Origin of the sequence: Klebsiella sp. Q11 (assembly GCF_964241505.1) — a bacterium.
Classification (GTDB): domain Bacteria; phylum Pseudomonadota; class Gammaproteobacteria; order Enterobacterales; family Enterobacteriaceae; genus Klebsiella; species Klebsiella michiganensis.
The window spans coordinates 67073-91428 of sequence record NZ_CAXSXW010000022.1; the positions used below are offsets into that span (position 1 = coordinate 67073).

Sequence of the window (24356 nt, forward strand, 5' to 3'; positions counted from 1 at the left end):
CTCAGGCGCTGAAAATAGCGCCTGTTTTCTTTTCAGGCATATGGGGTCAACGTGGCGCAGGCGGAAGTATTGAATCAGGAATCGCTGGCTAAGCAGGTTTTACAAGAGACCTTCGGCTACCAGCAGTTTCGCCCGGGCCAGGAAACTATCATTGATACGGCGTTGGCCGGGCGCGATTGCCTGGTGGTGATGCCAACCGGCGGCGGTAAGTCGCTGTGTTATCAGGTTCCGGCGCTGGTGCTGGGCGGTCTCACCGTCGTGGTGTCGCCGCTTATTTCCTTGATGAAGGACCAGGTCGATCAGCTGCTGGCTAACGGCGTGGCGGCGGCGTGCCTGAACTCAACCCAGAGCCGGGAGCAACAGCAGGAAGTGATGGCCGGCTGCCGCAGCGGGCAGATTCGCCTACTGTATATCGCCCCGGAGCGCCTGATGCTGGATAACTTCCTTGAGCATCTTACGCACTGGAATCTGTCGATGGTGGCGGTGGACGAGGCGCACTGTATTTCCCAGTGGGGGCACGATTTCCGTCCGGAATACGCCGCGTTAGGGCAGCTGCGCCAGCGGATACCGCAAATCCCGTTTATGGCGCTGACCGCCACCGCCGATGACACGACGCGTCGCGACATTGTTCGCCTGCTGGATCTAAACGACCCGCTCATTCAGGTCAGCAGCTTCGACCGACCCAACATCCGCTATATGCTGATGGAGAAGTTTAAGCCGCTGGATCAGCTGATGCGCTACGTGCAGGACCAGCGCGGTAAGTCGGGCATTATCTACTGCAATAGCCGCTCAAAAGTGGAAGACACCGCCGCTCGCCTGCAAAGTCGCGGTATCAGCGCCGCGGCCTATCACGCCGGGCTGGAAAACCATATCCGCGCCGACGTGCAGGAGAAATTCCAGCGCGACGACCTGCAAATCGTGGTGGCGACGGTAGCCTTCGGTATGGGTATCAACAAACCGAACGTCCGTTTTGTAGTGCATTTCGATATCCCCCGCAATATTGAATCCTATTACCAGGAGACCGGCCGCGCCGGGCGCGATGGGCTGCCTGCCGAGGCGATGCTGTTTTACGATCCGGCGGATATGGCGTGGCTCAGACGCTGCCTTGAGGAGAAACCCGCCGGGCCGCTGCAGGACATTGAACGCCATAAGCTCAACGCGATGGGGGCCTTTGCCGAAGCGCAAACCTGCCGCCGTCTGGTGCTGCTCAACTACTTTGGCGAGGGGCGCCAGGAGCCCTGCGGCAACTGCGATATCTGCCTCGATCCGCCGAAACAGTACGACGGTTTAATGGACGCGCGTAAGGCGCTGTCGACGATTTACCGCGTCAACCAGCGCTTTGGTATGGGCTACGTGGTGGAAGTGCTGCGCGGCGCCAATAACCAGCGTATTCGCGATATGGGGCACGACAAGCTGCCGGTCTACGGCATTGGGCGCGAACAGAGCCACGAGCATTGGGTCAGCGTTATCCGTCAGCTTATTCATTTAGGCCTGGTTACGCAGAATATAGCCCAGCACTCTGCGCTACAGCTTACCGAGGCCGCGCGTCCGGTCCTGCGCGGCGACGTGACGCTACAGCTTGCCGTGCCGCGTATTGTGGCGCTGAAACCGAAAGCGATGCAGAAATCCTTTGGCGGTAATTACGATCGCAAGCTGTTCGCCAAGCTGCGCAAACTGCGTAAGGCGATTGCCGACGAAGAGAATATCCCGCCCTACGTGGTGTTTAACGATGCGACGCTAATTGAAATGGCCGAGCAAACGCCGCTGACGGCCGGGGAGATGCTCAGCGTCAACGGCGTTGGCACGCGTAAGCTCGAGCGTTTTGGTAAAGAGTTTATGGCCCTGATCCGCGCGCACGTGGATGGCGATGATGAGTAGTCAGCCAGACGAAAAAGTGTAAATATAGTTTTCGTCCTGACTATTTCCCTGCGAGTTAATTATGTTGACGCTTTTTTTCACCGTGGCGCTGGTGCATATCATTGCGCTGATGAGTCCTGGCCCGGACTTCTTCTTTGTTTCACAAACCGCCGTTAGCCGCTCCCGCAAAGAGGCGATGATGGGCGTGCTGGGGATCACCTGCGGAGTAATGGTATGGGCGGGCGTAGCGCTGCTCGGCCTGAACCTGATTATCGAGAAGATGGCCTGGCTGCATACCATTATTATGGTCGGCGGCGGCCTGTATCTGTGCTGGATGGGTTTCCAGATGCTGCGCGGCGCGCTGAAAAAAAGCGAAGCGGCAGCGGCGGTAGAGCCTCAGGTCGAACTGGCGCGCAGCGGCCGGAGCTTCCTGAAAGGGCTGCTGACCAATCTGGCTAACCCAAAAGCGATTATCTATTTTGGCTCCGTGTTCTCGCTGTTTGTCGGCGACAGCGTCAGTTCCGGCGCGCGCTGGGGGATTTTCCTGCTGATTGTTCTGGAGACGCTGGCCTGGTTTACGGTGGTCGCCAGCCTGTTCGCCCTACCGGGCATGCGCCGCGGCTATCAGCGGATGGCGAAGTGGATCGACGGCATTGCCGGTACTCTGTTTGCCGGGTTTGGTATTCACCTGATTATTTCGCGCTAAGCGTTCTGCGGCCCGCCCAAGGGTTATGGGCGGGCCGGATATTAATGACGCAGCTGCTGCAAATCGTCGGACGTCAGACCGGTCATTTCCATAACCGCAGTAGTATCAATGCCCCGCTCGAGCATGGCCTTTGCGACGTTAAGAAGCGCAGCGCGTTTGCCCTCTTTTATGCCTTCCTTAATGCCCTTCTGCATACCTTCCTCAAGCCACTTTTCTGCCAGAGTCATCAGTACACCTCCATGTTGCGGCACCCGCTGTGCCAGCTCATATAATAGCGGCCGAACATCCTGCTCTTCTCCCGCCTGGGCCATATATTTTATCAGTACGGTAATTTGCTGTTTATCTATACATCAGGCGTGGCGCGCAGAGGCCAGCAGGGCGCCGACCAGCATAAACAGCGATCCAAAAACCTTGTTTAGCGCTTTCATCTGTTTCGGCCCCTTGATCCACGCGGCGATGCGCTGCGCCAGCGTGGCGTAGCCAATCATCACGATAATATCGACCACGATGGTGGTGACGCCGAGCACGAGGTACTGCATCACCTGGGGCTGGTGCGGCACGATAAACTGCGGGAAGAGCGCGGCGAGGAACACGATGCTTTTTGGGTTGGTCAGGTTGACGAACACCGCGCGCTTAAAGAGTTTGCCGCGGCTCTGCGCTTGCGCAAGGGTATTCAGATCGAGAGAACCCGCGGCTCGCCACTGCTGAATGCCGAGCCAGATAAGATAAGCGGCGCCCGCCCATTTCAGGATTTCAAAGGCCAACAGCGAACGGGAAAAAAGCGTACCCAGGCCAACGCCCACCAGCACGATATGAATGCCGAGCCCGGTCTGTAGCCCGGCAATAGAAGCCGCCGCGCCGCGATAACCGTGGTTGATTGAGGTGGTCATGGTATTTATCGCCCCGGATCCCGGCGACAGGCTGAGAATAAGAGATGTCAGCAGATAGGCAAACCACCACTCGAACGTCATGAGAAACTCCCTGATTGTCTGTTTTTATGCCACAATACGCTATTGTGTAAGCATTGTGTGATGCACGATAAAAAAACGATTTTCAGCGGTTATCAGGGGTGTAAGCCCGATGTTTTTGCAGCAAAAGGACTGGGAAACACGAGAAAACGCGTTTGCGGCCTTTACCATGGGGCCACTGACCGATTTCTGGCGTCAGCGGGAAGAGGCTGAATTTACGGGCGTGGATAACGTTCCGGTGCGCTTTGTTCGCTTCTGCGCCAAAAGTCATGACCGGGTCGTGGTTATTTGTCCGGGTCGCATTGAAAGCTACGTTAAGTACGCCGAACTGGCTTATGATCTTTTCCGCAGCGGTTTTGACGTGATGATTATCGATCATCGCGGCCAGGGGCGCTCCGGACGCATGCTTTCAGATACCCACCGCGGGCACGTCGTTAATTTCAGCGATTACGTCGACGATCTCGCCGCGTTCTGGCAGCAGCAGGTGGCGCCCGGACGCTGGCGGAAACGGTTTATACTGGCCCACTCCATGGGCGGCGCCATTGCGACGCTATTTTTGCAGCGCTACCACCGGCATTGCGACGCGATGGCGCTCTGTGCGCCGATGTTCGGCATCGTTATGCGCCTGCCTGACTGGATGGTGCGCCATATTCTCGATTGGGCTGAGGGCCATCAGCGCATTCGTGAAGAGTATGCCCTCGGTACCGGCCGCTGGCGGGCGCTGCCCTTTGCGGTTAACGTACTGACGCACAGCCGTCAACGCTATCGCCGCAACCTGCGCTTTTACGCCGATGAGCCGCAGCTGCGGGTCGGCGGGCCGACGTTCCACTGGGTGCGCGAGGGGATCCTCGCCGGCGAAGAGGTGCTGGCCGGTGCGGAGAAAGACGTCACGCCAACATTACTGCTCCAGGCGGAAGAAGAGCGGGTGGTCGATAACCGTATGCACGATCGTTACTGTGAACTTCGCGCCGCTGGCGGTCATCCCTGTGAAGGGGATAAGCCGTTTGTCATAGAAGGGGCATACCATGAGATCCTTTTTGAAAAGGACGCAATGCGCTCGGTCGCGCTAAACGCTATCGTCGATTTTTTTGGTCGACACACTTAATCCGGCGAAACGCTCGTCGCCCTGCTTAGAGGTTAAAATTTTTATGTACCAGGTTGTTGCGTCTGATTTAGATGGCACGCTGCTTTCTCCCGATCACTGCTTAACTCCCTACGCCAAAGAGACGCTGAAGCTGCTTACTGCACGCGGTATCAACTTCGTGTTCGCGACCGGCCGCCACTACATCGATGTTGGGCAAATTCGCGATAATCTCGGCATTAAATCCTATATGATCACCTCGAACGGCGCTCGCGTGCACGATAGCGAAGGGAAGCAGATCTTCGCCCACAACCTTGACCGCGATATCGCCGCCGACCTGTTCGAAATGATGCGTAACGATCCGGCGATTGTGACCAACGTCTATCGTGAAGATGAGTGGTATATGAATCGCCATCGTCCGGAAGAGATGCGCTTCTTCAAAGAGGCGGTGTTTAACTACAAGCTGTACGAGCCGGGCGAGCTGGATCCTGAAGGGATCAGCAAAGTCTTTTTCACCTGCGATAAGCATGAGCATCTGCTGCCGCTGGAGCAGGCGATCAACGCCCGCTGGGGCGATCGGGTGAACGTGAGCTTCTCTACCGTTACCTGCCTCGAAGTGATGGCGGGCGGCGTGTCGAAAGGGCATGCGCTGGAGGCCGTGGCGAAGATGCTCGGCTATAGCCTGAAAGAGTGTATCGCCTTCGGCGACGGTATGAACGATGCGGAAATGCTGTCAATGGCGGGCAAGGGCTGCATTATGGCCAACGCGCACCAGCGGCTGAAAGACCTGCATCCTGAGCTGGAAGTGATCGGCAGCAACGTCGATGACGCCGTTCCCCACTACCTGCGTAAACTCTATCTTGACTAAAAAAGATTGACGATTGCTTAATTAATAAGCAGTCGTCAACCTGTCACTTCGCTACAATGCGTGTTCTTTACTCTATGAGACATTCATTGTGGCGCTACTGATTATCACCACCATTCTGTGGGCCTTTTCCTTTAGCCTGTATGGCGAATACCTGGCAGGCCACGTCGACAGCTATTTTGCGGTGCTGGCGCGCGTTGGCCTGGCGGCGCTGGTGTTTTTGCCCTTCCTGCGCACCCGCGGGCAGAGCCTGTCAACCATCGGCCTGTATATGCTGGTGGGGGCGATGCAGCTCGGCATTATGTATATGCTGAGTTTCCAGGCCTATCTGTACCTGACGGTATCGGAGCTTCTGCTGTTTACCGTCCTGACGCCGCTCTATATCACGCTGATTTACGATGTGATGAGCCGCCGTCGCCTGCGCTGGGGCTACGCCTGTAGCGCGCTGCTGGCGGTAATCGGCGCGGGCATCATCCGTTATGACCAGGTGACCAACCATTTCTGGACCGGTTTGATCCTGGTTCAACTCTCCAACATCAGCTTCGCGATTGGCATGGTGGGATATAAGCGCCTGATGGAAACGCGTCCGATGCCGCAGCATAACGCCTTCGCCTGGTTCTACATCGGGGCGTTTCTGGTGGCGGCGGTTGCCTGGTCGATGCTGGGTAACGCGCAGAAAATGCCGGAAACTTCGCTACAGTGGGGCATCCTGGCCTTTCTTGGCGTGGCGGCATCCGGGATTGGTTACTTTATGTGGAACTACGGCGCCACCCAGGTGGATGCCGGTACGCTCGGCATCATGAACAATATGCACGTGCCTGCCGGGCTGCTGGTGAACCTGGCCATCTGGCAGACGCAGCCCCGCTGGCCGAGCTTTATTATTGGCGCTCTGGTGATCCTGGCCTCGCTATGGGTCCATCGACGCTGGGTCGCTCCGCACTCCGCACAAACGGTAAATGATCGCAAGCGTGGTTCCGCGCTGAGCGAATAAACGCCTCGGTAACCGGCTGGCGCTGCTCGCCGTCGCGCACCGCGGCGTACAGTCGGCTCCACAGTCCCTCGCCCAGGGTTTTGGTCACCACCAGGCCCTGGCGCTCAAAGCTTTCCACGACCCAGTGCGGCAGGGCGGCGATGCCCATTCGCGCCGCCACCATCTGAATTAACAGCAGCGTATTGTCGACGCTCTTCAGCTGCGGGCTAATCCCGGCAGGCTGCAGGAAGTGACGCCAGATATCCAGACGTGCGCGCTGGACCGGATAAATCAGCAGCATTTCGGTCGCTAAATCCTCGGGCGCGATGCGCGCCTTTGTCGCCAGCGGATGATCCGGCGCCATCACCAGGCGTACTTCGAAATCAAACATTGGCGAATAGTGCAGTCCGCTGCGCGGCAGGATATCGGAGGTCATCACCAGATCCAGCTCGCCCTGCTGCAGGCCCGGCTGTGGGTCGAAGATCACCCCGGACTGAAAGTCCACCTCCACATGCGGCCAGCGGGCGCGGAAACTCTCCAGCGCCGGCGTGAGCCACTGAATACAGCTATGGCATTCGATGGCGATACGCAGCCGGGTTTGCTGCGGCTCATTGCAATCCTGCAGGGCGCGGCTGATTTGCGGCAGGACCTGATTGGCCAGCTGCAGCAGGATCTCTCCCTGCGGCGTAAAGCGCAGCGGCTGACTTTTACGTACAAACAGACGGAAGCCGAGGCGCTGTTCCAGATCGCTGAACTGGTGGGACAAGGCGGATTGGGTCTGGTGCAGGGCCGCCGCCGCGCCTGCCAGAGAGCCGCTATTCCGCAACGCCTGGAGCGTTTTCAGGTGTTTAATTTCGATCATGAAAGTCCTTCACTTCGGCATGAATAATTTGCGCTTGAGGAATATACAGTAACTGCCAATTATGGATGTGTAAACATCTGGACGGCTAAATCCTTTATCTTTCGAATTTATGGCAGCGTTGGCTGCACTTCCTCACCCCAGTCACTTACTTCAGTAAGCTCCTGGGGATGAGCAAGTTTGCAGCCTTCCCTAAATCCGAAATCTTTCGGATTGCAATTATGAGGCTCAAAAAATGACAATTATTAACCACACCCTCGGTTTCCCTCGCGTTGGCCTGCGCCGCGAGCTGAAGAAAGCGCAAGAAAGCTACTGGGCGGGCAATACCAGCCGCGAAGAATTGCTGGCCGTTGGCCGCGAACTGCGCGCTCGCCACTGGGAACAGCAGAAGCAGGCGGGCATTGACCTGCTACCGGTGGGCGATTTCGCCTGGTACGACCATGTTCTGACCACCAGCCTGTGGCTTGGCAACGTGCCGGCTCGTCATCAGAACAAAGACGGCTCCGTTGATATCGATACCCTTTTTCGCATAGGCCGCGGCCGCGCGCCGACCGGCGAACCGGCCGCGGCGGCGGAAATGACCAAATGGTTTAACACTAACTACCACTACATAGTGCCGGAATTTGTGAAGGGCCAGCGGTTCAAACTGAGCTGGACCCAGCTGCTGGATGAGGTGGACGAAGCGCTGGCGCTGGGCCACAAGGTGAAGCCTGTTCTGCTGGGGCCGGTCACCTACCTGTGGCTCGGTAAGGTGAAAGGCGAGCCGTTCGACCGCCTGAGCCTGCTGAACGATATTCTGCCGGTTTACCAGCAGGTGCTGACTGAACTGGCAAAACGCGGCGTTGAGTGGGTGCAGATTGATGAACCGGCGCTGGTGCTCGAGCTGCCGCAGGCGTGGCTGGACGCCTTCAAACCGGCTTACGCGGCCCTTAGCGGTCAGCTTAAGCTGCTGCTGACTACCTACTTTGAAGGCATTACCGATAACCTCGACACCATCACCGCACTGCCGGTACAGGGCCTGCATGTGGATCTGGTCCACGGCCAGGATGATGTCGCCGAACTGCATAAGCGCCTGCCTGCCGACTGGCTGCTCTCCGCGGGGCTGATCAACGGCCGCAACGTCTGGCGCGCCGATCTGAGCGAGAAATACGCGCAGGTTAAAGATATCGTCGGCAAACGTGAACTGTGGGTAGCCTCTTCCTGCTCCCTGCTGCACAGCCCGATCGATCTGAACGTGGAAACGCGGCTCGATGCCGAAGTGAAGAGCTGGTTTGCCTTCGCCCTGCAAAAATGCCGGGAGCTGGCGCTGCTGCGCGATGCGCTGAACAGCGGCGACACCGCGGCGATTGCTGACTGGAGCGCGCCGATCCAGGCACGTCGCCAGTCAACCCGCGTGCACAACGCTGCGGTAGAGAAGCGTCTGGCGGCCATTACCGCTCAGGACAGCCAGCGTCAAAGCGTCTACGAAGTTCGCGCCGAAGCGCAGCGCGCCCGCTTTAAGCTGCCGGCCTGGCCAACCACCACCATCGGCTCCTTCCCCCAGACCACCGAGATCCGCGGCCTGCGTCTGGACTTCAAAAAGGGCAATCTCGACGCTAACCGCTACCGCACCGGCATCGCCGAACACATTAAGCAGGCGATCGTTGAGCAGGAGCGACTGGGGCTGGACGTGCTGGTACACGGTGAAGCCGAGCGTAACGATATGGTGGAATACTTCGGCGAACACCTGGACGGCTTTATTTTCACGCAGAACGGCTGGGTACAGAGCTACGGCTCCCGCTGCGTCAAACCGCCGGTGGTCATCGGCGATATCAGCCGCCCGGAGGCGATCACCGTCGAGTGGGCAAAATACGCTCAGTCCCTGACCGACAAACCGGTAAAAGGCATGCTGACCGGCCCGGTGACCATTCTTTGCTGGTCCTTCCCGCGTGAGGACGTCAGCCGTGAAACGATTGCGAAACAGATAGCCCTCGCGCTGCGCGATGAAGTGGCGGATCTGGAAGCCGCCGGTATCGGTATCATCCAGATCGACGAACCGGCCCTGCGGGAAGGCCTGCCGCTGAAGCGTAGCGACTGGGATGCGTATCTGGCATGGGGGGTGGAAGCTTTCCGTATCAATGCCGCGGTGGCGAAAGACGACACGCAGATCCACACCCATATGTGCTATTGCGAGTTCAACGACATCATGGATTCCATCGCCGCGCTGGATGCGGACGTGATTACCATCGAAACCTCGCGCTCTGATATGGAGCTGCTGGAGTCGTTCGAAGCGTTCGACTACCCGAATGAAATCGGGCCGGGCGTGTACGACATTCACTCCCCGAACGTGCCGAGCGTGGAGTGGATTGAAGCGCTGCTGGAAAAAGCCGCGCAGCGTATCCCGGCAGAGCGCCTGTGGGTGAACCCGGACTGCGGCCTGAAAACCCGCGGCTGGACGGAAACGCGCGCCGCGCTGGCCAACATGGTCAAGGCCGCGCAAAACCTGCGCCAGGCGTAATATAAATCACACTTGTGGGAGGCCCCGGCCTCCTTTTTTGGTTTCTTCTCTTCGCTGGCAAAACCGAATGTGAAGAACTGTTCGGCGTGAGGCGGCAGCGTCTGGACAACGTCCACCCGCTCCCGGCTGTTGCTCAGGACGGATGTCTTTGACTACAGTTAAGCGTTCCCTGAACCGAAGCTGTGATAACTCTCCTGAGGTGAAAGATGATTGAACACCACGATCAAAAAGGGTATTTGCGTTTTGCCATTAATCTGGGTAATCCGGTGCTTACGACACTGCTGCCGGATGGGTCTCCGGGGGGGATTACCGTCGAGCTGGCAAAGAAACTGGCTGCAGAGAGCCAGCGCGAAGCGCGGTTTGTGACCTGGCCGACGGCCGGGCAGGTAGTTGACGCGGCGCTGCAGGATCAATGGGATATCGCCTTTCTGGCTATCGACCCGGCGCGGGAAGATAAGCTTCGCTTTACGCCATCCTACGTCACTATCGAAAGCTCGCTGATGGTGAAAAAAGAGAGCCAGATTCAATCGGTTCAGGAGATGGACCGCGCAGGCGTGGTAATTAACGTGGGCAAAGGCGCGGCCTACGAGCTGTATCTGATTCGCACGCTGCAGCATGCGACGATGCGCCAGTACGCCACCTCACAGGAGGCTATTCAGGCGTTTATCAACGGCGAAGGCGATTGGGTGGCCGGTATTCGCCAGCCTCTGGAGAAAGCCGCGCAGGAGAATCCGCAGTTTCGCGTTCTGCCCGACAGCTTTAGCCAGATACACCAGGCGATATGCGTACCGCGCAATGCGACGCAGCACTATGAATTTATTTGCCGCCGCCTCTCTTCCTGGATAGCGGACGGTACTATTGCCGGGATGGTGAGCCGCCATATCGGCAATAGCTGATCGTTAACCGCGCTTACCGCCATACTGCGCAAACCAGGCCAGCATCCGCTGCCAGCCGTCTTTTGCCGACTCTTCATGATAGCTGGCGCGATAGTCGGCATTAAAAGCGTGGTCGGCGTGCGGGTAAACCACGATTTCCGCCGTGGCGTTGGCCGCCCGCAGCGCCTGACGCATCGTTTCCACCGTGTCCTGCGGGATGCTGTCATCTTTCGCGCCATAAAGCCCTAACACCGGCGCGTTAAGATCGACGGCAATATCGACCGGATGCTTCGGCGAATTCAGCGTTTTCTCGCCGACCAGCTTGCCGTACCATGCGACGGCGGCTTTTAACTGCGGATTATGCGCAGCGTACAGCCAGGTAATACGCCCGCCCCAGCAGAAGCCGGTAATCAGCAAGCGATGAGCATCGCCGCCGTGGCGGTAGGCCCAGCTGGCCACGTGATCGAGGTCGGCCAGCACCTGAGAATCCGGCACCTTTTTGACCAGTCCCTGGAACAGAGAAGGGATGTCGCTGTAATCATTAGGATCGCCCTGGCGGAAATAGAGCTCCGGTGCGATAGCCAGATACCCCTCCTTTGCCAGACGGCGGCAGATATCGCGGATATGTTCATGCACGCCGAAAATTTCCTGGACCACGATAACGACCGGCAGCGGACCGTCGACGCCGCGCGGGCGAGCATGGAACGCCGGCATGTTATCTCCCTGTGAAGGGATGGATGTCTCCCCGGAGACGATGTTCTCATCTGATGTGTGAACGGCAGTTGAGGCGTGCGGCGTGGCTGCAGGTGCAAAGCCGGTTTGCTTAATTGTCGTCATGGTATTCTCCGTACCCTCAATTTATTAGCGCATCAATAACTATAGCTGCTCTGGACAGGACGTTAATCAAACACAGTGCCCGAAACAGGCTATCTTTTGTTCAGGCTTCTACGATTTAGCTTGTTAATGTGATGTATATCACTCTTTTATGGAAAGTTATTGCAATGAATTTCATTCATGGTGATTGTGGTCACAAAATTGAGCCGACAGCTTCTGTAAAGTACCGTTTTGCTTCTGCTGATAATTCGACCCACAGAGGAGTTTTTTATGTCCAAGTCTGATGTTTTTCATCTCGGCCTCACCAAAAACGATTTACAAGGGGCTACGCTGGCTATCGTCCCTGGCGATCCGGAGCGTGTGGAAAAGATCGCCGCGCTGATGGATAAGCCGGTTAAGCTGGCATCTCACCGTGAATTCACCACCTGGCGCGCTGAGCTGGATGGTAAAGCAGTGATTGTCTGCTCTACCGGTATCGGCGGCCCATCGACCTCTATCGCCGTGGAAGAGCTGGCCCAGCTGGGCATCCGTACCTTCCTGCGCATCGGTACCACCGGCGCCATTCAGCCGCATATTAATGTCGGCGACGTTCTGGTGACGACCGCGTCCGTCCGTCTGGACGGCGCAAGCCTGCACTTTGCGCCAATGGAGTTCCCGGCGGTGGCTGACTTTGAATGTACTACCGCGCTGGTTGAAGCGGCGAAGTCTATCGGCGCGACCACCCATATCGGTGTCACCGCCTCTTCCGACACCTTCTATCCGGGCCAGGAACGTTACGATACCTTCTCCGGCCGCGTTGTTAGCCGCTTTAAAGGCTCGATGGAAGAGTGGCAGGCGATGGGCGTGATGAACTATGAAATGGAATCCGCCACGCTGCTGACGATGTGCGCCAGCCAGGGCCTGCGCGCCGGGATGGTTGCCGGAGTTATCGTCAACCGTACCCAGCAGGAAATTCCGAACGCTGAAACTATGAAGCAAACCGAAAGCCACGCGGTGAAAATTGTCGTGGAAGCGGCGCGCCGCCTGCTGTAGTTACCCTTTCTTCTGCCAGGGGTCGGACTCTCCGGCCCTTCTTTTTTGCGTAGCGCCTCGCAGGAAAACCCTTTCAAACTGGACGTTTGTACAGCACAATTCTATTTTGTGCCGTAAGTCGTTGCCGCAGGGGGCGTTGTGGATATCTCAATTATTATTAGTGCCGTTGTGGCGCTGGCCGTCGGGCTGATTGTCGGCTGGCTGGCGACCAAAGCGCACGCCGATCAAATTCGCGCCGATCTTATCGATGAGCGGCGCGAGCTGGATATTGAGCTGAGCGCGGCCCGCCAACGTCTGGTGCAGGAGTCACACTGGCGAGAAGAGTGTGAACTGCTCAATAACGAACTGCGCAGCCTGCGCGATATCAACGCCTCGCTGGAAGCCGATCTTCGCGAAGTGACCACCCGACTTGAATCCACTCAGCTGCATGCGGAAGACAAAATTCGCCAGATGGTTAACAGCGAGCAGCGTCTTAGCGAACAGTTTGAGAATCTGGCAAATCGCATTTTTGAGCACAGCAACCGGCGGGTGGATGAGCAGAATCGCCAGAGCCTGCACGGCCTGCTGACGCCGCTTCGCGAACAGCTGGATGGCTTTCGTCGGCAGGTGCAGGATAGCTTTGGCCAGGAAGCGCGGGAGCGCCATACTCTGGCCCATGAAATCCGCAATCTTCAGCAGCTGAATGCGCAAATGGCCCAGGAGGCGCTAAACCTGACGCGCGCGCTCAAAGGCGATAACAAAACCCAGGGCAACTGGGGCGAGGTGGTGTTGACCCGCGTGCTGGAAGCGTCCGGACTGCGGGAAGGATATGAATATCAGACCCAGGTCAGCATCGAAACGGACAACCGCGCGCGGATGCAGCCCGATGTGATTGTCCGTTTACCGCAGGGGAAAGACGTGGTGATCGATGCCAAGATGACCCTGGTGGCCTATGAGCGCTATTTCAACGCCGAAGATGATTACACCCGTGAAGCGGCGCTGCAGGAGCATATCGCTTCGGTACGCAACCATATGCGCCTGCTGGGGCGTAAAGACTACCAGCAGCTGCCGGGGCTGCGTTCGCTCGACTACGTTCTGATGTTTATCCCGGTGGAGCCCGCCTTCCTGCTGGCTATCGATCGTCAGCCGGAACTCATTAGCGAAGCGCTGAAGAACAACATCATGCTGGTGAGTCCAACCACGCTGCTGGTGGCGCTGCGGACTATCGCCAATCTCTGGCGCTATGAGCATCAGAGCCGTAACGCGCAGAAAATTGCCGAAAGAGCGGGGCGGCTGTATGACAAGATGCGCCTGTTTGTCGATGATATGTCCGCCATCGGACAGGGCCTGGATAAAGCTCAGGATAACTACCGCCAGGCGATGAAAAAGCTCGCCTCCGGACGAGGTAACCTGCTGGTACAGGCGGAATCATTCCGTGAGCTGGGCGTGGAGGTTAAGCGTGAGATTAATCCTGAGTTAGTTGAACAGGCGACGGCCCAGGATGAAGAATACCGCCTTGCGCAGGGGGGTAACCCGCCGGAAGATAACGATATTTCATCCGATCCTACGGCTACTGCCATGTTTGGGGGCGGCTCCCGGCCACGTTGAAGCGTATGGGAAGTGCGCTAAACCTGTTACACTCAACGAACATTTTCTTGATAAGCAAGCAGGCATTGAGATGGTTGAGGATTCACAAGAAACGACGCATTTTGGCTTTCAGACTGTCGCCAAAGAGCAGAAAGCTGACATGGTGGCGCATGTATTTCATTCTGTGGCCGCAAAATATGACGTAATGAACGACCTGATGTCGTTCGGTATTCATCGTTTGTGGAAGCGTTTCACCATCGACTGCAGCGGCGTCCGCCGCGGGCAAACCGTATTGGATCTGGCTGGTGGTACCGGCGATCTGACGGCGAAATTCTCTCGCCTGGTGGGTGAAACCGGCCGCGTGATGCTGGCGGACATCAACGACTCTATGCTGAAAATGGGCCGCGAAAAGCTGCGTAACATTGGTATTGTCGGCAACGTGGAATACGTCCAGGCAAACGCTGAAGCGCTGCCTTTTGCAGACAACACCTTTGATTGCATTACGATTTCTTTCGGTCTGCGTAACGTGACCGACAAAGAAAAAGCGCTGCGCTCAATGTATCGCGTATTAAAGCCGGGCGGCCGCCTGCTGGTGCTGGAATTCTCAAAACCGATTATTGAGCCGCTCAGTAAAGCCTACGACGCCTATTCCTTCCATATCCTGCCGCGCGTGGGTGAGCTGGTTGCTAAAGATGCCGAAAGCTATCGTTATCTTGCTGAATCTATTCGAATGCATCCCGATCAGGACACGCTGAAAGGCATGATGCAGGACGCAGGGTTTGAAAGCGTCGACTACTACAACCTGACGGCAGGTATCGTTGCGCTACACCGCGGATATAAGTTCTGACAGGAGGGACGCTATGCCTTTCAAACCACTGGTTACCGCCGGTCTTGAGACGGTCCTTAACACCTTCCTCTGGCGCGATCGGGCGCTGAAACCCGCGCGCCAGCGCCTGCTGGGGAAAGTGCTGCGCATCGAGCTGCAAGAGCTTTCCGATCCTGTGGTGCTGGTTTTTAGCGAACGTCAGCTGGACGTGCTGGGCGCGTGGGAAGGTGAGGCTGATTGCACCGTACGTACCCGCCTTAGCGTGCTTCCGCAATTGCGCAATCGCCAGCAGCTTACCGCGCTGATTCGCAGCGGCGATCTTGAAGTGCAGGGCGACCTGCAGGTGGTGCAAAATACCGTCACGCTGTGCGATCTGGCAGAGTTCGATCCGGCTGAACTGCTTGCCCCGTATACCGGTGATGTGGTTGCTGAAGGCTTTAGTAAAGTATTCCGCGGCGGCGCTCGCTTTCTTCTGCATGGCGCTCAACGCCAGCAGCGCTATGTCGCGGAAGCGATTACCGAAGAGTGGCGCCTGGCGCCGGGGCCGCTGGAGCTGGCCTGGTTTGCAGAGGAAACCGCTGCGGTAGAACGAACCCTGGCCGCGCTGGAAAAACGGCTGGACACGCTGGAGGGCAAATGACGCCAGGAGAATTACGGCGCCTGTATTTTATCGTCCACACCTTTTTGAGCTACGGGCTTGATGAGCTCATTCCCAAAATGCGTATCACGCTGCCGCTGCGAATCTGGCGGCGGATGCTGTTCTGGATGCCCAACCGCCATAAAGATCGTCCTCTTGGCGAGCGACTGCGCCTCGCATTACAAGAGCTGGGGCCGGTGTGGATCAAGTTTGGTCAGATGCTCTCGACCCGTCGCGACCTGTTTCCGCCGCACATTGCCGATCAGCTGGCCATGCTGCAGGATCGCGTCGCGCCCTTTGACGGTCTGCAGGCCAAAAAGCAGATTGAGCAAGCCATGGGCGGCCTGCCGGTAGAAGCCTGGTTTGATGACTTCTCTGTTGAACCGCTCGCTTCCGCTTCTATTGCCCAGGTGCATACCGCGCGTCTGAAAGAGAACGGTAAAGAGGTGGTCATTAAGGTGATCCGCCCGGATATCGTGCCGGTTATCAAAGCGGATATGAAGCTTATCTACCGTCTTGCCCGCTGGGTGCCGCGTCTGTTACCGGACGGCCGTCGCCTTCGCCCGCAGGAAGTGGTTCGCGAATATGAAAAAACGCTGCTGGATGAGCTCAACCTGCTGCGTGAATCGGCTAACGCTATCCAGCTTCGCCGCAACTTCGACGAGAGCCCAATGCTTTATGTCCCGGAAGTTTATTCGGACTACTGTAGCGAAGGCATGATGGTGATGGAGCGGATTTACGGGATCCCGGTGTCCGACGTCGCCGCGCTGGAAGCGCAGGGGACTAACATGAAGCTGCTGGCCGAGCGTGGCGTGCAGGTCTTCTTTACGCAGGTTTTCCGCGACAGCTTCTTCCATGCCGACATGCATCCGGGCAATATTTTTGTCAGTCGTCATCATCCGGAAGATCCGCAGTACATTGGTATTGACTGCGGTATTGTCGGTTCGCTGAACAAAGAGGATAAGCGCTATCTGGCGGAGAACTTCATTGCCTTCTTCAACCGCGATTATCGCAAAGTTGCGGAGCTGCACGTTGATTCCGGCTGGGTTCCCGCGGATACCAACGTCGAAGAGTTCGAGTTTGCTATTCGTACCGTCTGCGAGCCTATCTTTGAAAAACCGCTGGCGGAAATCTCGTTTGGCCACGTGTTGTTGAACCTGTTTAATACGGCGCGACGTTTCAATATGGAAGTGCAGCCGCAGCTGGTTCTGCTGCAGAAGACATTACTTTACGTAGAAGGTGTAGGTCGCCAGCTCTATCCTCAGTTAGACTTGTGGAAAACGGCGAAACCGTTCCTTGAATCGTGGATCAAAGATCAGGTGGGCATTCCGGCTCTGGTGCGGGCGTTTAAAGAAAAAGCGCCGTTCTGGATCGAAAGAATGCCGGAAATACCGGAGCTGGTTTACCAGAGCCTGCAGCAAAGCAAGCAGCTGCAGAATAGCGTCGATACCATCGTGCGCGACATCCAGGTGCGGCACGTGCGCCAGGGTCAGTCCCGCTATTTGTTCGGTATAGGCGCGGTTTTATTACTGAGTGGTACGCTGCTATTCATTCATCGTCCCGAGTGGGGCATGATGCCAGGCTGGCTGATGGCCGCTGGGGTCGTAACCTGGCTTATCGGCTGGCGAAAGACGAACTGACGGCGGCCGCCTTTATCACTGCGCATAATGTGTATAATGCGTCCTAATAATTCATCATCTGTCATAGGGGAATGTGTATGGGTGGTATCAGTATTTGGCAGTTACTCATTGTTGTCGTCATCGTGGTTCTGCTTTTTGGGACAAAAAAGCTGAGCTCGCTCGGTTCAGATTTAGGGGCGTCGATCAAAGGCTTTAAAAAGGCCATGAGCGACGAAGAGAAACCGGAAAAATCCTCCGCGCCGGATGCAGATTTCGCGGCGAAGACCCTTGCTGATAAGCCGGATGATGCAAAGAAAGACGAGACTAAACGCCACGACAAAGAGCAGGTGTAATTCGTGTTCGATATCGGTTTTAGTGAGCTGCTGCTGGTATTCGTGATTGGCCTCATCGTTCTGGGGCCACAGCGACTACCGGTAGCGGTAAAGACGGTGGTGAGCTGGATCCGCACGCTGCGGTCGCTTGCGGCTACCGTACAAAATGAAATTACCCAGGAATTAAAACTGCAGGAGTTTCAGGAAAGCCTTAAAAAGGTGGAAAAGGCCAGCCTGGACAACCTGACGCCCGAGCTAAAAGCTTCAATGGATGAACTGCGTGAAGCGGCTGAATCTATGAAGCGATCCTACTCCGCCCACGATCCTGAAAAAGCCAGCGATGAAGCCAATACCATTCACAACCCGGTCGTAAAAGGGAGTGAAGAGCAGCGCAAGGACGTGACGCCAGCGACGGCTGAACATCAGGCCAGTGCGCCAGAGCATGCGCCTGACTCCGTGTCTGAAGAACTCCCCGCTTCGCAGAGTGAAATCCCGGCAGCGAAAGTGAAAGCTGCCGTGTCGGCTTCCGATTCCTCCTCCCCTGTACCGAGTGATAAACAGTAAAAATGGGCGTAGACGATACTCAACCGCTAATTACGCATCTGATTGAGCTGCGCAAGCGCTTGATCAACAGCATTCTTGCGATTCTGGTGATTTTCCTGGCGTTAGTCTATTTCGCCAACGATATCTATCAGCTGGTTTCCGCGCCGCTGATTCGGCAGATGCCGGTCGGTGCGACCATGATCGCCACGGATGTGGCCTCGCCTTTCTTCACGCCGATCAAGCTGACCTTTATGGTATCGATAATTTTGTCGGTCCCGGTCATTTTGTATCAGGTCTGGGCCTTTGTGGCGCCAGCGCTGTATAAGCATGAACGTCGGCTGGTTATGCCGCTGCTGGTCTCCAGTACGCTGCTGTTCTATATCGGCATGGCCTTTGCCTACTTCGTCGTTTTCCCGCTGGCGTTTGGTTTTCTGACCCACGCGGCGCCGGAAGGCGTACAGGTCTCTACCGATATTCGTAGCTACCTCGACTTTGTGATGGCGCTGTTTATCGCCTTTGGCGTCTCATTCGAGGTTCCGGTGGCCATAGTCCTGCTGTGCTGGATGGGCGTCACCACGCCGGACGACCTGCGTAAGAAACGCCCCTACGTACTGGTTGGCGCATTCGTTGTCGGGATGCTGCTGACCCCGCCGGACGTGTTCTCGCAAACCCTGCTGGCGATTCCGATGTACTGTCTGTTTGAGGTCGGGGTCTTCTTCGCGCGGTTCTACACCGGTAAACGCCTGACGCGTGATGAGGATGCCGCTGCCGAAGAGGCGCAGGGCAAAGAAGAATAACGTTCAACCGCCCGCCAGGGCGGTTGCCGTATGGGAGCGATGATGTTTGATATCGGCGTAAATCTGACCAGTTCGCAGTTTTCCCGCGATCGCGACGAGGTGGTTTCCCGGGCCCGGGCGGCGGGCGTCAGCGGGATGCTATTGACGGGAACCAACCTGCATGAAAGCGCGCAGGCTCAGCAGCTGGCGCGCCGTTATTCCGGGTGCTGGTCAACGGCCGGCGTTCATCCCCACGACAGTCGCAGCTGGACGGACTCGGCGGCGGCAGCGGTCTATGCGCTGGCTCGCGAGCCGGAAGTCGTTGCGGTGGGTGAGTGCGGGCTGGATTTCAACCGCAATTTTTCGACGCCTCAGGAGCAAGAAGCGGCGTTTAGCGCTCAGCTGGCGCTGGCCGCGGAGCTGTCGATGCCGGTATTTCTGCACTGCCGCGATGCGCACGAGCGCTTCCTGGCCCTGCTGGTGCCCTGGCTTGATAAGCTCCCGGGGGCCGTTGTGCATTGTTTTACCGGTAGCCGCGAAGAGATGCGCGAATGCGTGGAGCACGGTTTATTTATTGGTATCACCGGCTGGGTATGCGATGAGCGTCGGGGGCTGGAGCTGCGAGAGCTGCTGGTCGATATTCCGGCAGAGCGCCTGCTGATTGAGACCGATGCGCCGTACCTGTTGCCGCGAGATATGCTGCCAAAACCCGCTTCTCGCCGCAATGAGCCCGCCTACCTGCCGCATATTCTGACCCGCATCGCGCAATGGCGTGGGGAGGAGGCGCAATGGCTGGAAGATGTGACTGATGCTAACGTCAGAAGACTTTTTGGCGTGGGTTTTTAAGCGCCGTCAGATTTTATAAAAGTCAGTATTTTTAACGCTCTGGAGCACCTGCTTGTTAAGCAGATTCAGCAGCAGCATCGAGCGGGCTTCGCCGTCCGGTTCGGTAAAAATAGCCTGCAGACCCTCAAAAGCGCCATCGGTAATCAGCACGCTGTCGCCTTCGTGCGGCGTTTCAGGATCGGTGATACCTTCCGGTTTGTAGATGGAAAGCTGATGAATGACGGCAGATGGCACGATAGCGGGCAGCGCGCCGAAACGCACAAAACTGTTCACACCGCGCGTGGCGCTGATGGTAGTGGTATGAATCACTTCCGGGTCGAACTCGATAAACAGATAATTTGGGAACAGGGGCTCGCTGACCGTCGTGCGTTTACCGCGGACGATTTTTTCCAGCTCGATCGTTGGCATCAGGCAATTAACGGCCTGCCGTTCAAGGTGTTCCTGGGCTCGTTCAAGCTGCCCACGTTTGCAATAAAGTAAGTACCAGGCTTGCATAATGACTCTTTCCAATGCTACTAGCTGCAAGCATAACAAAAGCCCGGTACGATCGCGAAATCATTGCGGGTGAAAACTAAATTTCAGCGTTCTTTCACGCTAATTTAACAAAAATACAGCATAGCTCCGGCGAACGCCGTATAATCACCCGCCTGTATAGAGGTCAATAACAACTCCATGAAATACCACGATCTACGCGAATTTCTGACATTACTGGAGCAGCAGGGGGAATTGAAACGGATCTCCCTGCCGGTCGATCCTCACCTGGAAATCACCGAAATTGCCGACCGCACTTTGCGAGCTGGCGGTCCGGCGCTGCTATTCGAAAATCCCAAGGGCTACGCCATGCCGGTGCTGTGTAATCTTTTCGGCACGCCGCGGCGAGTCGCGCTGGGGATGGGGCAGGAGGATGTCAGTTCTCTGCGGGAAGTGGGTAAGCTTCTGGCATTCCTGAAAGAGCCGGAACCCCCAAAAGGTTTCCGCGATCTGTTTGATAAGCTGCCGCAGTTCAAACAGGTGCTGAATATGCCGACTAAGCGTCTGCGCGGAGCTCCGTGCCAGCAAAAAATCATTCAGGGTGATGAAGTTGATTTGACCCGTATCCCGATCATGACCTGCTGGCCGGAAGATGCCGCGCCGCTGATCACCTGGGGTCTGACGGTGACCCGCGGCCCGCATAAAGAGCGGCAGAATCTGGGCATTTATCGCCAGCAGCTGATTGGCAAGAACAAGCTGATTATGCGCTGGCTATCGCATCGCGGCGGCGCGCTGGACTTCCAGGAGTGGTGCGCGGCGCGTCCTGGCGAGCGTTTCCCGGTCTCCGTCGCGCTGGGTGCCGATCCGGCAACCATTCTCGGGGCGGTGACTCCGGTTCCGGATACTCTTTCCGAATACGCTTTTGCCGGACTACTGCGCGGCACCAAAACCGAAGTCGTGAAGTGCATCTCTAACGATCTTGAGGTGCCCGCCAGCGCGGAGATCGTGCTGGAAGGGTATATTGAAGCCGGAGAAATGGCGCCGGAAGGCCCCTATGGCGACCATACTGGCTACTACAATGAAGTGGATAACTTCCCGGTCTTTACCGTTACCCACATTACTCAGCGTGAAGATGCCATCTATCACTCGACCTATACCGGGCGTCCGCCGGATGAGCCGGCGGTACTGGGCGTTGCGCTGAACGAAGTGTTCGTCCCCATTCTGCAAAAGCAGTTTCCTGAAATCGTGGATTTCTATTTGCCGCCTGAAGGCTGTTCCTATCGCCTGGCGGTCGTCACGATGAAGAAGCAGTACGCCGGTCACGCGAAACGCGTCATGATGGGCGTCTGGTCGTTCCTCCGCCAGTTCATGTATACCAAGTTCGTTATTGTCTGCGATGACGATGTCAACGCGCGCGACTGGAATGATGTGATTTGGGCGATTACTACCCGTATGGACCCGGCGCGTGATACGGTACTGGTAGAAAATACGCCAATTGATTATCTGGATTTTGCCTCACCGGTTTCCGGTTTGGGTTCAAAAATGGGGCTGGATGCCACAAATAAATGGCCTGGAGAGACCCAGCGCGAGTGGGGTCGTCCGATCAAGAAAGATCCTGAGGTGACGGCGCGCGTCGACGCCATCTGGGATGAACTGGCTATCTTCAAATAACAGTAAGCGGGGCTACGCCGCTGTTTTGCACAATAGACCCGACAGAGGGGACGCATGACAACCTTAAGCTGTAAAGTGACCTCAGTGGAGGCGATTACCGATACTGTGTATCGCGTTCGATTAGTGCCGGAAGCGGCGTTTTCCTTCCGTGCCGGTCAGTATCTGATGGTCGTGATGGACGAACGCGATAAGCGCCCATTCTCGATGGCCTCCACGCCGTCGGAACAGGAGTTTATCGAGCTGCATATCGGTGCATCTGAACTTAATCTGTATGCGATGGCAGTGATGGATCGGATCCTGAAAGAGCGTCAAATCGAGGTCGATATGCCGCATGGCGAAGCCTGGCTGCGCGATGACGAAGAACGCCCGCTGATTTTAATCGCCGGGGGAACGGGCTTCTCTTACGTGCGTTCGATTCTGCTCACCGCGCTGGCGCGCAATCCGAATCGCGATATCGCCATCTACTGGGGCGGGCGCGAAGCGAAACATCTCTATGACCTGGCCGAGCTCGAAGCGTTAAGCCTGCAGCATCCGGGCCTGCGCGTCGAACCTGTTGTTGAGCAGCCTGACGCCGAGTGGCGTGGCCGTACCGGAACCGTACTCACGGCGGTTCTGCAGGATTACGGTACGCTGGGCGAGCATGATATCTATATCGCTGGCCGCTTCGAGATGGCGAAAATTGCCCGCGACCTGTTCTGCAACGAGCGCGGCGCGCGCGAAGATCGCCTGTTTGGCGATGCCTTTGCGTTTATCTGATAGCCGCTCTGCCGGCATCCGGGCTTTTGGCCCGGATGCTGTTGTTACCGGGCATCGCTGAAGTAAACGTACAGCGGTCGCTCGTTTTCCAGCAAACAGAGCATTTTCCCTACCGGGTTCCCTTCTTTTTCCAGCGTGGCGGCTAGCTGCGTCGCGATATGCTGGCTGCCTATCTTCTCATCATAGCGTTCGGTAGTGATATCGGTGACGGTCAGATCCTTGAACCGCTCGCTTTGCGGATCCTGCGCCATTTTACCGATCCCCCATGAGAGGCAGGCCTGAGCGTTATCCTGTTCGCTGGCGAGCGCTGCGGCAGGGAACGTCGTTAGCAAAAAAATGATGGGGATTATTTTCATGACTCTTCATTATCCTTAATGAGCGTGACGTATCCGGTGATAATAACCGAATAGCGGAAATAAAAAACCCGCCCCTGACAGGCGGGAAGAACGGCAACTAAACCCTCTCTCTTCGCCATTGTCACCATAACTGCGTTGGCTGCATTCATTCACCCGAATCACTTACTATATGTAAGCTCATCGGGATTCATTCACTTGCCGCCTTGTTCTGGCACCAATGGCTTTGAGATGACTCTTTGATTAAACCCGCTCGAATACCGTCGCGATACCCTGACCTAAACCAATACACATCGTCGCCAGGCCGAACTGCGCGTCTTTGCGCTCCATCTGATTGATCAATGTGGTGCTAATGCGCGCGCCGGAACAGCCGAGCGGATGACCCAGGGCGATCGCGCCGCCGTTGAGGTTGATCTTCTCGTCGATCTGTTCCATCAGTCCCAGATCTTTAATGCACGGCAGGATCTGCGCGGCAAAAGCTTCGTTCATTTCGAACACATCGATATCGCTGGTGGAGAGCCCGGCTTTTTTCAGCGCCAGTTTTGACGCGGGAACCGGACCATAACCCATTATTGACGGGTCGCAGCCGACGACAGCCATCGAACGCACGCGAGCGCGGGGCTTCAGGCCCAGTTCGCGGGCGCGGCTTTCGCTCATTAACAGCATGGCTGCGGCGCCATCGGAGAGGGCGGATGAGGTTCCCGCCGTCACGGTTCCGGTTACCGGATCGAAAGCGGGTCTAAGCGCGGCCAGCGCTTCAACCGTTGTCTCCGGGCGAATCACTTCGTCGTAGCTGTAAGACTTCAGCACGCCGTCGGCGTCGTGACCGCCGGTCGGGACAATTTCCGCTTTGAATGCGCCGGATTGCGTCGCGGCCCAGGCGCGGGCGTGGGAGCGAGCCGCAAACTGGTCCTGCATCTCGCGGCTGATGCCGTGCAGGCGCGCCAGCATTTCTGCCGTCAGCCCCATCATTCCGGCGGCTTTGGCGACGTTACGGCTCAGGCCCGGATGGAAATCTACGCCGTGGCTCATCGGGACGTGGCCCATATGCTCTACGCCGCCAATCAGGCATACGCTGGCGTCGCCGGTCATGATCATGCGTGCCGCGTCGTGAAGCGCCTGCATGGAAGAACCGCACAGCCGATTGACCGTGGTGGCGGGTACCGAATGCGGGATTTCCGCCAGCAGCGCCGCGTTGCGGGCAATATTGAAGCCCTGTTCCAGAGTCTGCTGAACGCAGCCCCAGTAAATATCGTCAATCGTGCTGGCTTCAAGGGATGGGTTGCGAGAAAGCAGGCTACGCATCAGGTGCGCGGAGAGATCTTCTGCGCGCACGTGGCGAAAGGCGCCGCCCTTTGAACGGCCCATCGGGGTACGAACTGCATCGACAATGACAACCTGTTCCATTGTGACTCC

24 protein-coding genes and 1 pseudogene are annotated in these 24356 nt (G+C 57.0%); 18 read left to right on the top strand and 7 right to left on the bottom strand.

All coding sequences use genetic code 11. The features are described from left to right. Positions 1-51: 51 nt before the first annotated feature. Together recQ and rhtC are read left to right on the top strand one after the other, a co-directional pair. Positions 52-1878: an ATP-dependent DNA helicase RecQ gene (gene recQ, locus ACESQ2_RS26725; RefSeq protein WP_004097570.1), complete on the top strand. Its 1827-nt coding sequence runs from the start codon at positions 52-54 to the stop codon at positions 1876-1878. 61 nt (positions 1879-1939) lie between these two features. Beyond that, positions 1940-2563: a threonine export protein RhtC gene (rhtC, locus tag ACESQ2_RS26730; protein ID WP_004097571.1), complete on the top strand. Its 624-nt coding sequence runs from the start codon at positions 1940-1942 to the stop codon at positions 2561-2563. Positions 2564-2604: 41 nt separating this feature from the next. Here rhtC and ACESQ2_RS26735 read toward each other — a convergent pair. Beyond that, positions 2605-2901 (bottom strand): annotated as a pseudogene (locus ACESQ2_RS26735) (Rpn family recombination-promoting nuclease/putative transposase); the annotation flags it as partial. Positions 2902-2913: 12 nt separating this feature from the next. After that, positions 2914-3534 carry a homoserine/homoserine lactone efflux protein gene (gene rhtB / locus ACESQ2_RS26740; protein ID WP_014227472.1) on the bottom strand — a complete coding sequence of 207 codons (621 nt, stop codon included), beginning with the start codon at positions 3532-3534 and terminating at the stop codon, positions 2914-2916. Positions 3535-3643: 109 nt separating this feature from the next. Here rhtB and pldB point away from each other — a divergent pair, with 109 nt between their 5' ends. The 3 genes from pldB to ACESQ2_RS26755 all read left to right on the top strand — a co-directional run bounded on the left by pldB (position 3644) and on the right by ACESQ2_RS26755 (position 6468). Next, positions 3644-4636 carry a lysophospholipase L2 gene (gene pldB / locus ACESQ2_RS26745; RefSeq protein WP_046878125.1) on the top strand — a complete coding sequence of 331 codons (993 nt, stop codon included), beginning with the start codon at positions 3644-3646 and terminating at the stop codon, positions 4634-4636. Positions 4637-4679: 43 nt separating this feature from the next. Next, the gene (gene yigL, locus ACESQ2_RS26750; protein WP_025108397.1) at positions 4680-5480 is read left to right on the top strand and encodes a sugar/pyridoxal phosphate phosphatase YigL; all 801 of its coding nucleotides are present in this window, start codon (positions 4680-4682) and stop codon (positions 5478-5480) included. Between the two features lie 88 nt (positions 5481-5568). Next, complete coding sequence (locus ACESQ2_RS26755; RefSeq protein WP_025108396.1) at positions 5569-6468, top strand: carboxylate/amino acid/amine transporter; 900 nt, start codon at positions 5569-5571, stop codon at positions 6466-6468. Here the strand turns inward: ACESQ2_RS26755 and metR are convergent. Beyond that, a complete protein-coding gene (gene metR, locus ACESQ2_RS26760; RefSeq protein WP_004097578.1) occupies positions 6356-7309 on the bottom strand; it encodes an HTH-type transcriptional regulator MetR in 954 nt (317 codons plus the stop codon). The genes ACESQ2_RS26755 and metR overlap by 113 nt on opposite strands. A 232-nt stretch (positions 7310-7541) precedes the next feature. Here metR and metE point away from each other — a divergent pair, with 232 nt between their 5' ends. Both metE and ACESQ2_RS26770 read left to right on the top strand, forming a co-directional pair. Then, on the top strand, positions 7542-9803 hold the full coding sequence (gene metE, locus ACESQ2_RS26765) for a 5-methyltetrahydropteroyltriglutamate--homocysteine S-methyltransferase (RefSeq protein ID WP_009651709.1): 2262 nt from the start codon (positions 7542-7544) through the stop codon (positions 9801-9803). 206 nt (positions 9804-10009) lie between these two features. Beyond that, positions 10010-10699 carry a transporter substrate-binding domain-containing protein gene (locus tag ACESQ2_RS26770; protein ID WP_025108394.1) on the top strand — a complete coding sequence of 230 codons (690 nt, stop codon included), beginning with the start codon at positions 10010-10012 and terminating at the stop codon, positions 10697-10699. A 3-nt stretch (positions 10700-10702) separates the two neighbouring features. Here ACESQ2_RS26770 and ACESQ2_RS26775 read toward each other — a convergent pair whose 3' ends face one another. Then, positions 10703-11515 (bottom strand): dienelactone hydrolase family protein, encoded by an 813-nt coding sequence (locus tag ACESQ2_RS26775; RefSeq protein WP_004097582.1) that lies wholly within the window; start codon positions 11513-11515, stop codon positions 10703-10705. Positions 11516-11782: 267 nt separating this feature from the next. On the opposite strand from ACESQ2_RS26775, the gene udp reads away from it, so the two are divergent. From udp to tatD, 9 genes are all read left to right on the top strand, one after another. Beyond that, positions 11783-12544 carry a uridine phosphorylase gene (udp, locus tag ACESQ2_RS26780; RefSeq protein WP_004097583.1) on the top strand — a complete coding sequence of 254 codons (762 nt, stop codon included), beginning with the start codon at positions 11783-11785 and terminating at the stop codon, positions 12542-12544. A 138-nt stretch (positions 12545-12682) separates the two neighbouring features. Then, entirely contained in the window at positions 12683-14131 is a 1449-nt protein-coding gene (gene rmuC, locus ACESQ2_RS26785; protein WP_046878124.1) for a DNA recombination protein RmuC, read from the top strand. A 70-nt stretch (positions 14132-14201) separates the two neighbouring features. Further along, positions 14202-14957, top strand: coding sequence for a bifunctional demethylmenaquinone methyltransferase/2-methoxy-6-polyprenyl-1,4-benzoquinol methylase UbiE (gene ubiE / locus ACESQ2_RS26790; protein ID WP_004097585.1), 756 nt, complete (start codon positions 14202-14204; stop codon positions 14955-14957). A gap of 13 nt (positions 14958-14970) precedes the next feature. Beyond that, the gene (locus tag ACESQ2_RS26795; RefSeq protein WP_014227479.1) at positions 14971-15576 is read left to right on the top strand and encodes an SCP2 domain-containing protein; all 606 of its coding nucleotides are present in this window, start codon (positions 14971-14973) and stop codon (positions 15574-15576) included. Then, positions 15573-17213, top strand: a complete 1641-nt coding sequence (gene ubiB / locus ACESQ2_RS26800; protein WP_025108392.1) for a ubiquinone biosynthesis regulatory protein kinase UbiB — start codon at positions 15573-15575, stop codon at positions 17211-17213. The genes ACESQ2_RS26795 and ubiB overlap by 4 nt, the downstream gene beginning before the upstream one ends. A 77-nt stretch (positions 17214-17290) precedes the next feature. Then, positions 17291-17545, top strand: a complete 255-nt coding sequence (tatA, locus tag ACESQ2_RS26805; protein WP_025108391.1) for a Sec-independent protein translocase subunit TatA — start codon at positions 17291-17293, stop codon at positions 17543-17545. A gap of 3 nt (positions 17546-17548) precedes the next feature. Continuing rightward, positions 17549-18088: a Sec-independent protein translocase protein TatB gene (gene tatB, locus ACESQ2_RS26810; protein ID WP_014227481.1), complete on the top strand. Its 540-nt coding sequence runs from the start codon at positions 17549-17551 to the stop codon at positions 18086-18088. Between the two features lie 2 nt (positions 18089-18090). Beyond that, positions 18091-18864: a Sec-independent protein translocase subunit TatC gene (tatC, locus tag ACESQ2_RS26815; RefSeq protein WP_004097593.1), complete on the top strand. Its 774-nt coding sequence runs from the start codon at positions 18091-18093 to the stop codon at positions 18862-18864. A gap of 30 nt (positions 18865-18894) precedes the next feature. Then, positions 18895-19689 carry a 3'-5' ssDNA/RNA exonuclease TatD gene (gene tatD / locus ACESQ2_RS26820; protein ID WP_162934418.1) on the top strand — a complete coding sequence of 265 codons (795 nt, stop codon included), beginning with the start codon at positions 18895-18897 and terminating at the stop codon, positions 19687-19689. A 6-nt stretch (positions 19690-19695) separates the two neighbouring features. Here the strand turns inward: tatD and rfaH are convergent, their stop codons facing one another. Then, positions 19696-20184, bottom strand: coding sequence for a transcription/translation regulatory transformer protein RfaH (gene rfaH, locus ACESQ2_RS26825; RefSeq protein ID WP_004097595.1), 489 nt, complete (start codon positions 20182-20184; stop codon positions 19696-19698). Between the two features lie 177 nt (positions 20185-20361). Here rfaH and ubiD point away from each other — a divergent pair, with 177 nt between their 5' ends. Next, entirely contained in the window at positions 20362-21831 is a 1470-nt protein-coding gene (gene ubiD, locus ACESQ2_RS26830) for a 4-hydroxy-3-polyprenylbenzoate decarboxylase (protein WP_014227483.1), read from the top strand. A gap of 54 nt (positions 21832-21885) precedes the next feature. Then, entirely contained in the window at positions 21886-22587 is a 702-nt protein-coding gene (fre, locus tag ACESQ2_RS26835) for an NAD(P)H-flavin reductase (protein ID WP_014227484.1), read from the top strand. 44 nt (positions 22588-22631) lie between these two features. Here the strand turns inward: fre and ACESQ2_RS26840 are convergent, their stop codons facing one another. Together ACESQ2_RS26840 and fadA are read right to left on the bottom strand one after the other, a co-directional pair. Then, positions 22632-22943 (bottom strand): hypothetical protein, encoded by a 312-nt coding sequence (locus ACESQ2_RS26840; RefSeq protein WP_025108389.1) that lies wholly within the window; start codon positions 22941-22943, stop codon positions 22632-22634. A 240-nt stretch (positions 22944-23183) separates the two neighbouring features. Continuing rightward, the gene (fadA, locus tag ACESQ2_RS26845) at positions 23184-24347 is read right to left on the bottom strand and encodes an acetyl-CoA C-acyltransferase FadA (protein WP_004097616.1); all 1164 of its coding nucleotides are present in this window, start codon (positions 24345-24347) and stop codon (positions 23184-23186) included. Positions 24348-24356 lie beyond the last annotated feature (9 nt).

Coding starts and splice junctions, on each gene's coding strand:
- rhtC (WP_004097571.1), top strand. CDS start 1,940: ATGTTGACGCTTTTTTTCACCGTGGCGCTGGTGCATATCATTGCGCTG.
- rhtB (WP_014227472.1), bottom strand. CDS start 3,534: ATGACGTTCGAGTGGTGGTTTGCCTATCTGCTGACATCTCTTATTCTC.
- pldB (WP_046878125.1), top strand. CDS start 3,644: ATGTTTTTGCAGCAAAAGGACTGGGAAACACGAGAAAACGCGTTTGCG.
- yigL (WP_025108397.1), top strand. CDS start 4,680: ATGTACCAGGTTGTTGCGTCTGATTTAGATGGCACGCTGCTTTCTCCC.
- metR (WP_004097578.1), bottom strand. CDS start 7,309: ATGATCGAAATTAAACACCTGAAAACGCTCCAGGCGTTGCGGAATAGC.
- metE (WP_009651709.1), top strand. CDS start 7,542: ATGACAATTATTAACCACACCCTCGGTTTCCCTCGCGTTGGCCTGCGC.
- ACESQ2_RS26770 (WP_025108394.1), top strand. CDS start 10,010: ATGATTGAACACCACGATCAAAAAGGGTATTTGCGTTTTGCCATTAAT.
- ACESQ2_RS26775 (WP_004097582.1), bottom strand. CDS start 11,515: ATGACGACAATTAAGCAAACCGGCTTTGCACCTGCAGCCACGCCGCAC.
- udp (WP_004097583.1), top strand. CDS start 11,783: ATGTCCAAGTCTGATGTTTTTCATCTCGGCCTCACCAAAAACGATTTA.
- ubiE (WP_004097585.1), top strand. CDS start 14,202: ATGGTTGAGGATTCACAAGAAACGACGCATTTTGGCTTTCAGACTGTC.
- ACESQ2_RS26795 (WP_014227479.1), top strand. CDS start 14,971: ATGCCTTTCAAACCACTGGTTACCGCCGGTCTTGAGACGGTCCTTAAC.
- ubiB (WP_025108392.1), top strand. CDS start 15,573: ATGACGCCAGGAGAATTACGGCGCCTGTATTTTATCGTCCACACCTTT.
- tatA (WP_025108391.1), top strand. CDS start 17,291: ATGGGTGGTATCAGTATTTGGCAGTTACTCATTGTTGTCGTCATCGTG.
- tatC (WP_004097593.1), top strand. CDS start 18,091: ATGGGCGTAGACGATACTCAACCGCTAATTACGCATCTGATTGAGCTG.
- tatD (WP_162934418.1), top strand. CDS start 18,895: ATGGGAGCGATGATGTTTGATATCGGCGTAAATCTGACCAGTTCGCAG.
- rfaH (WP_004097595.1), bottom strand. CDS start 20,184: ATGCAAGCCTGGTACTTACTTTATTGCAAACGTGGGCAGCTTGAACGA.
- ubiD (WP_014227483.1), top strand. CDS start 20,362: ATGAAATACCACGATCTACGCGAATTTCTGACATTACTGGAGCAGCAG.
- fre (WP_014227484.1), top strand. CDS start 21,886: ATGACAACCTTAAGCTGTAAAGTGACCTCAGTGGAGGCGATTACCGAT.
- ACESQ2_RS26840 (WP_025108389.1), bottom strand. CDS start 22,943: ATGAAAATAATCCCCATCATTTTTTTGCTAACGACGTTCCCTGCCGCA.
- fadA (WP_004097616.1), bottom strand. CDS start 24,347: ATGGAACAGGTTGTCATTGTCGATGCAGTTCGTACCCCGATGGGCCGT.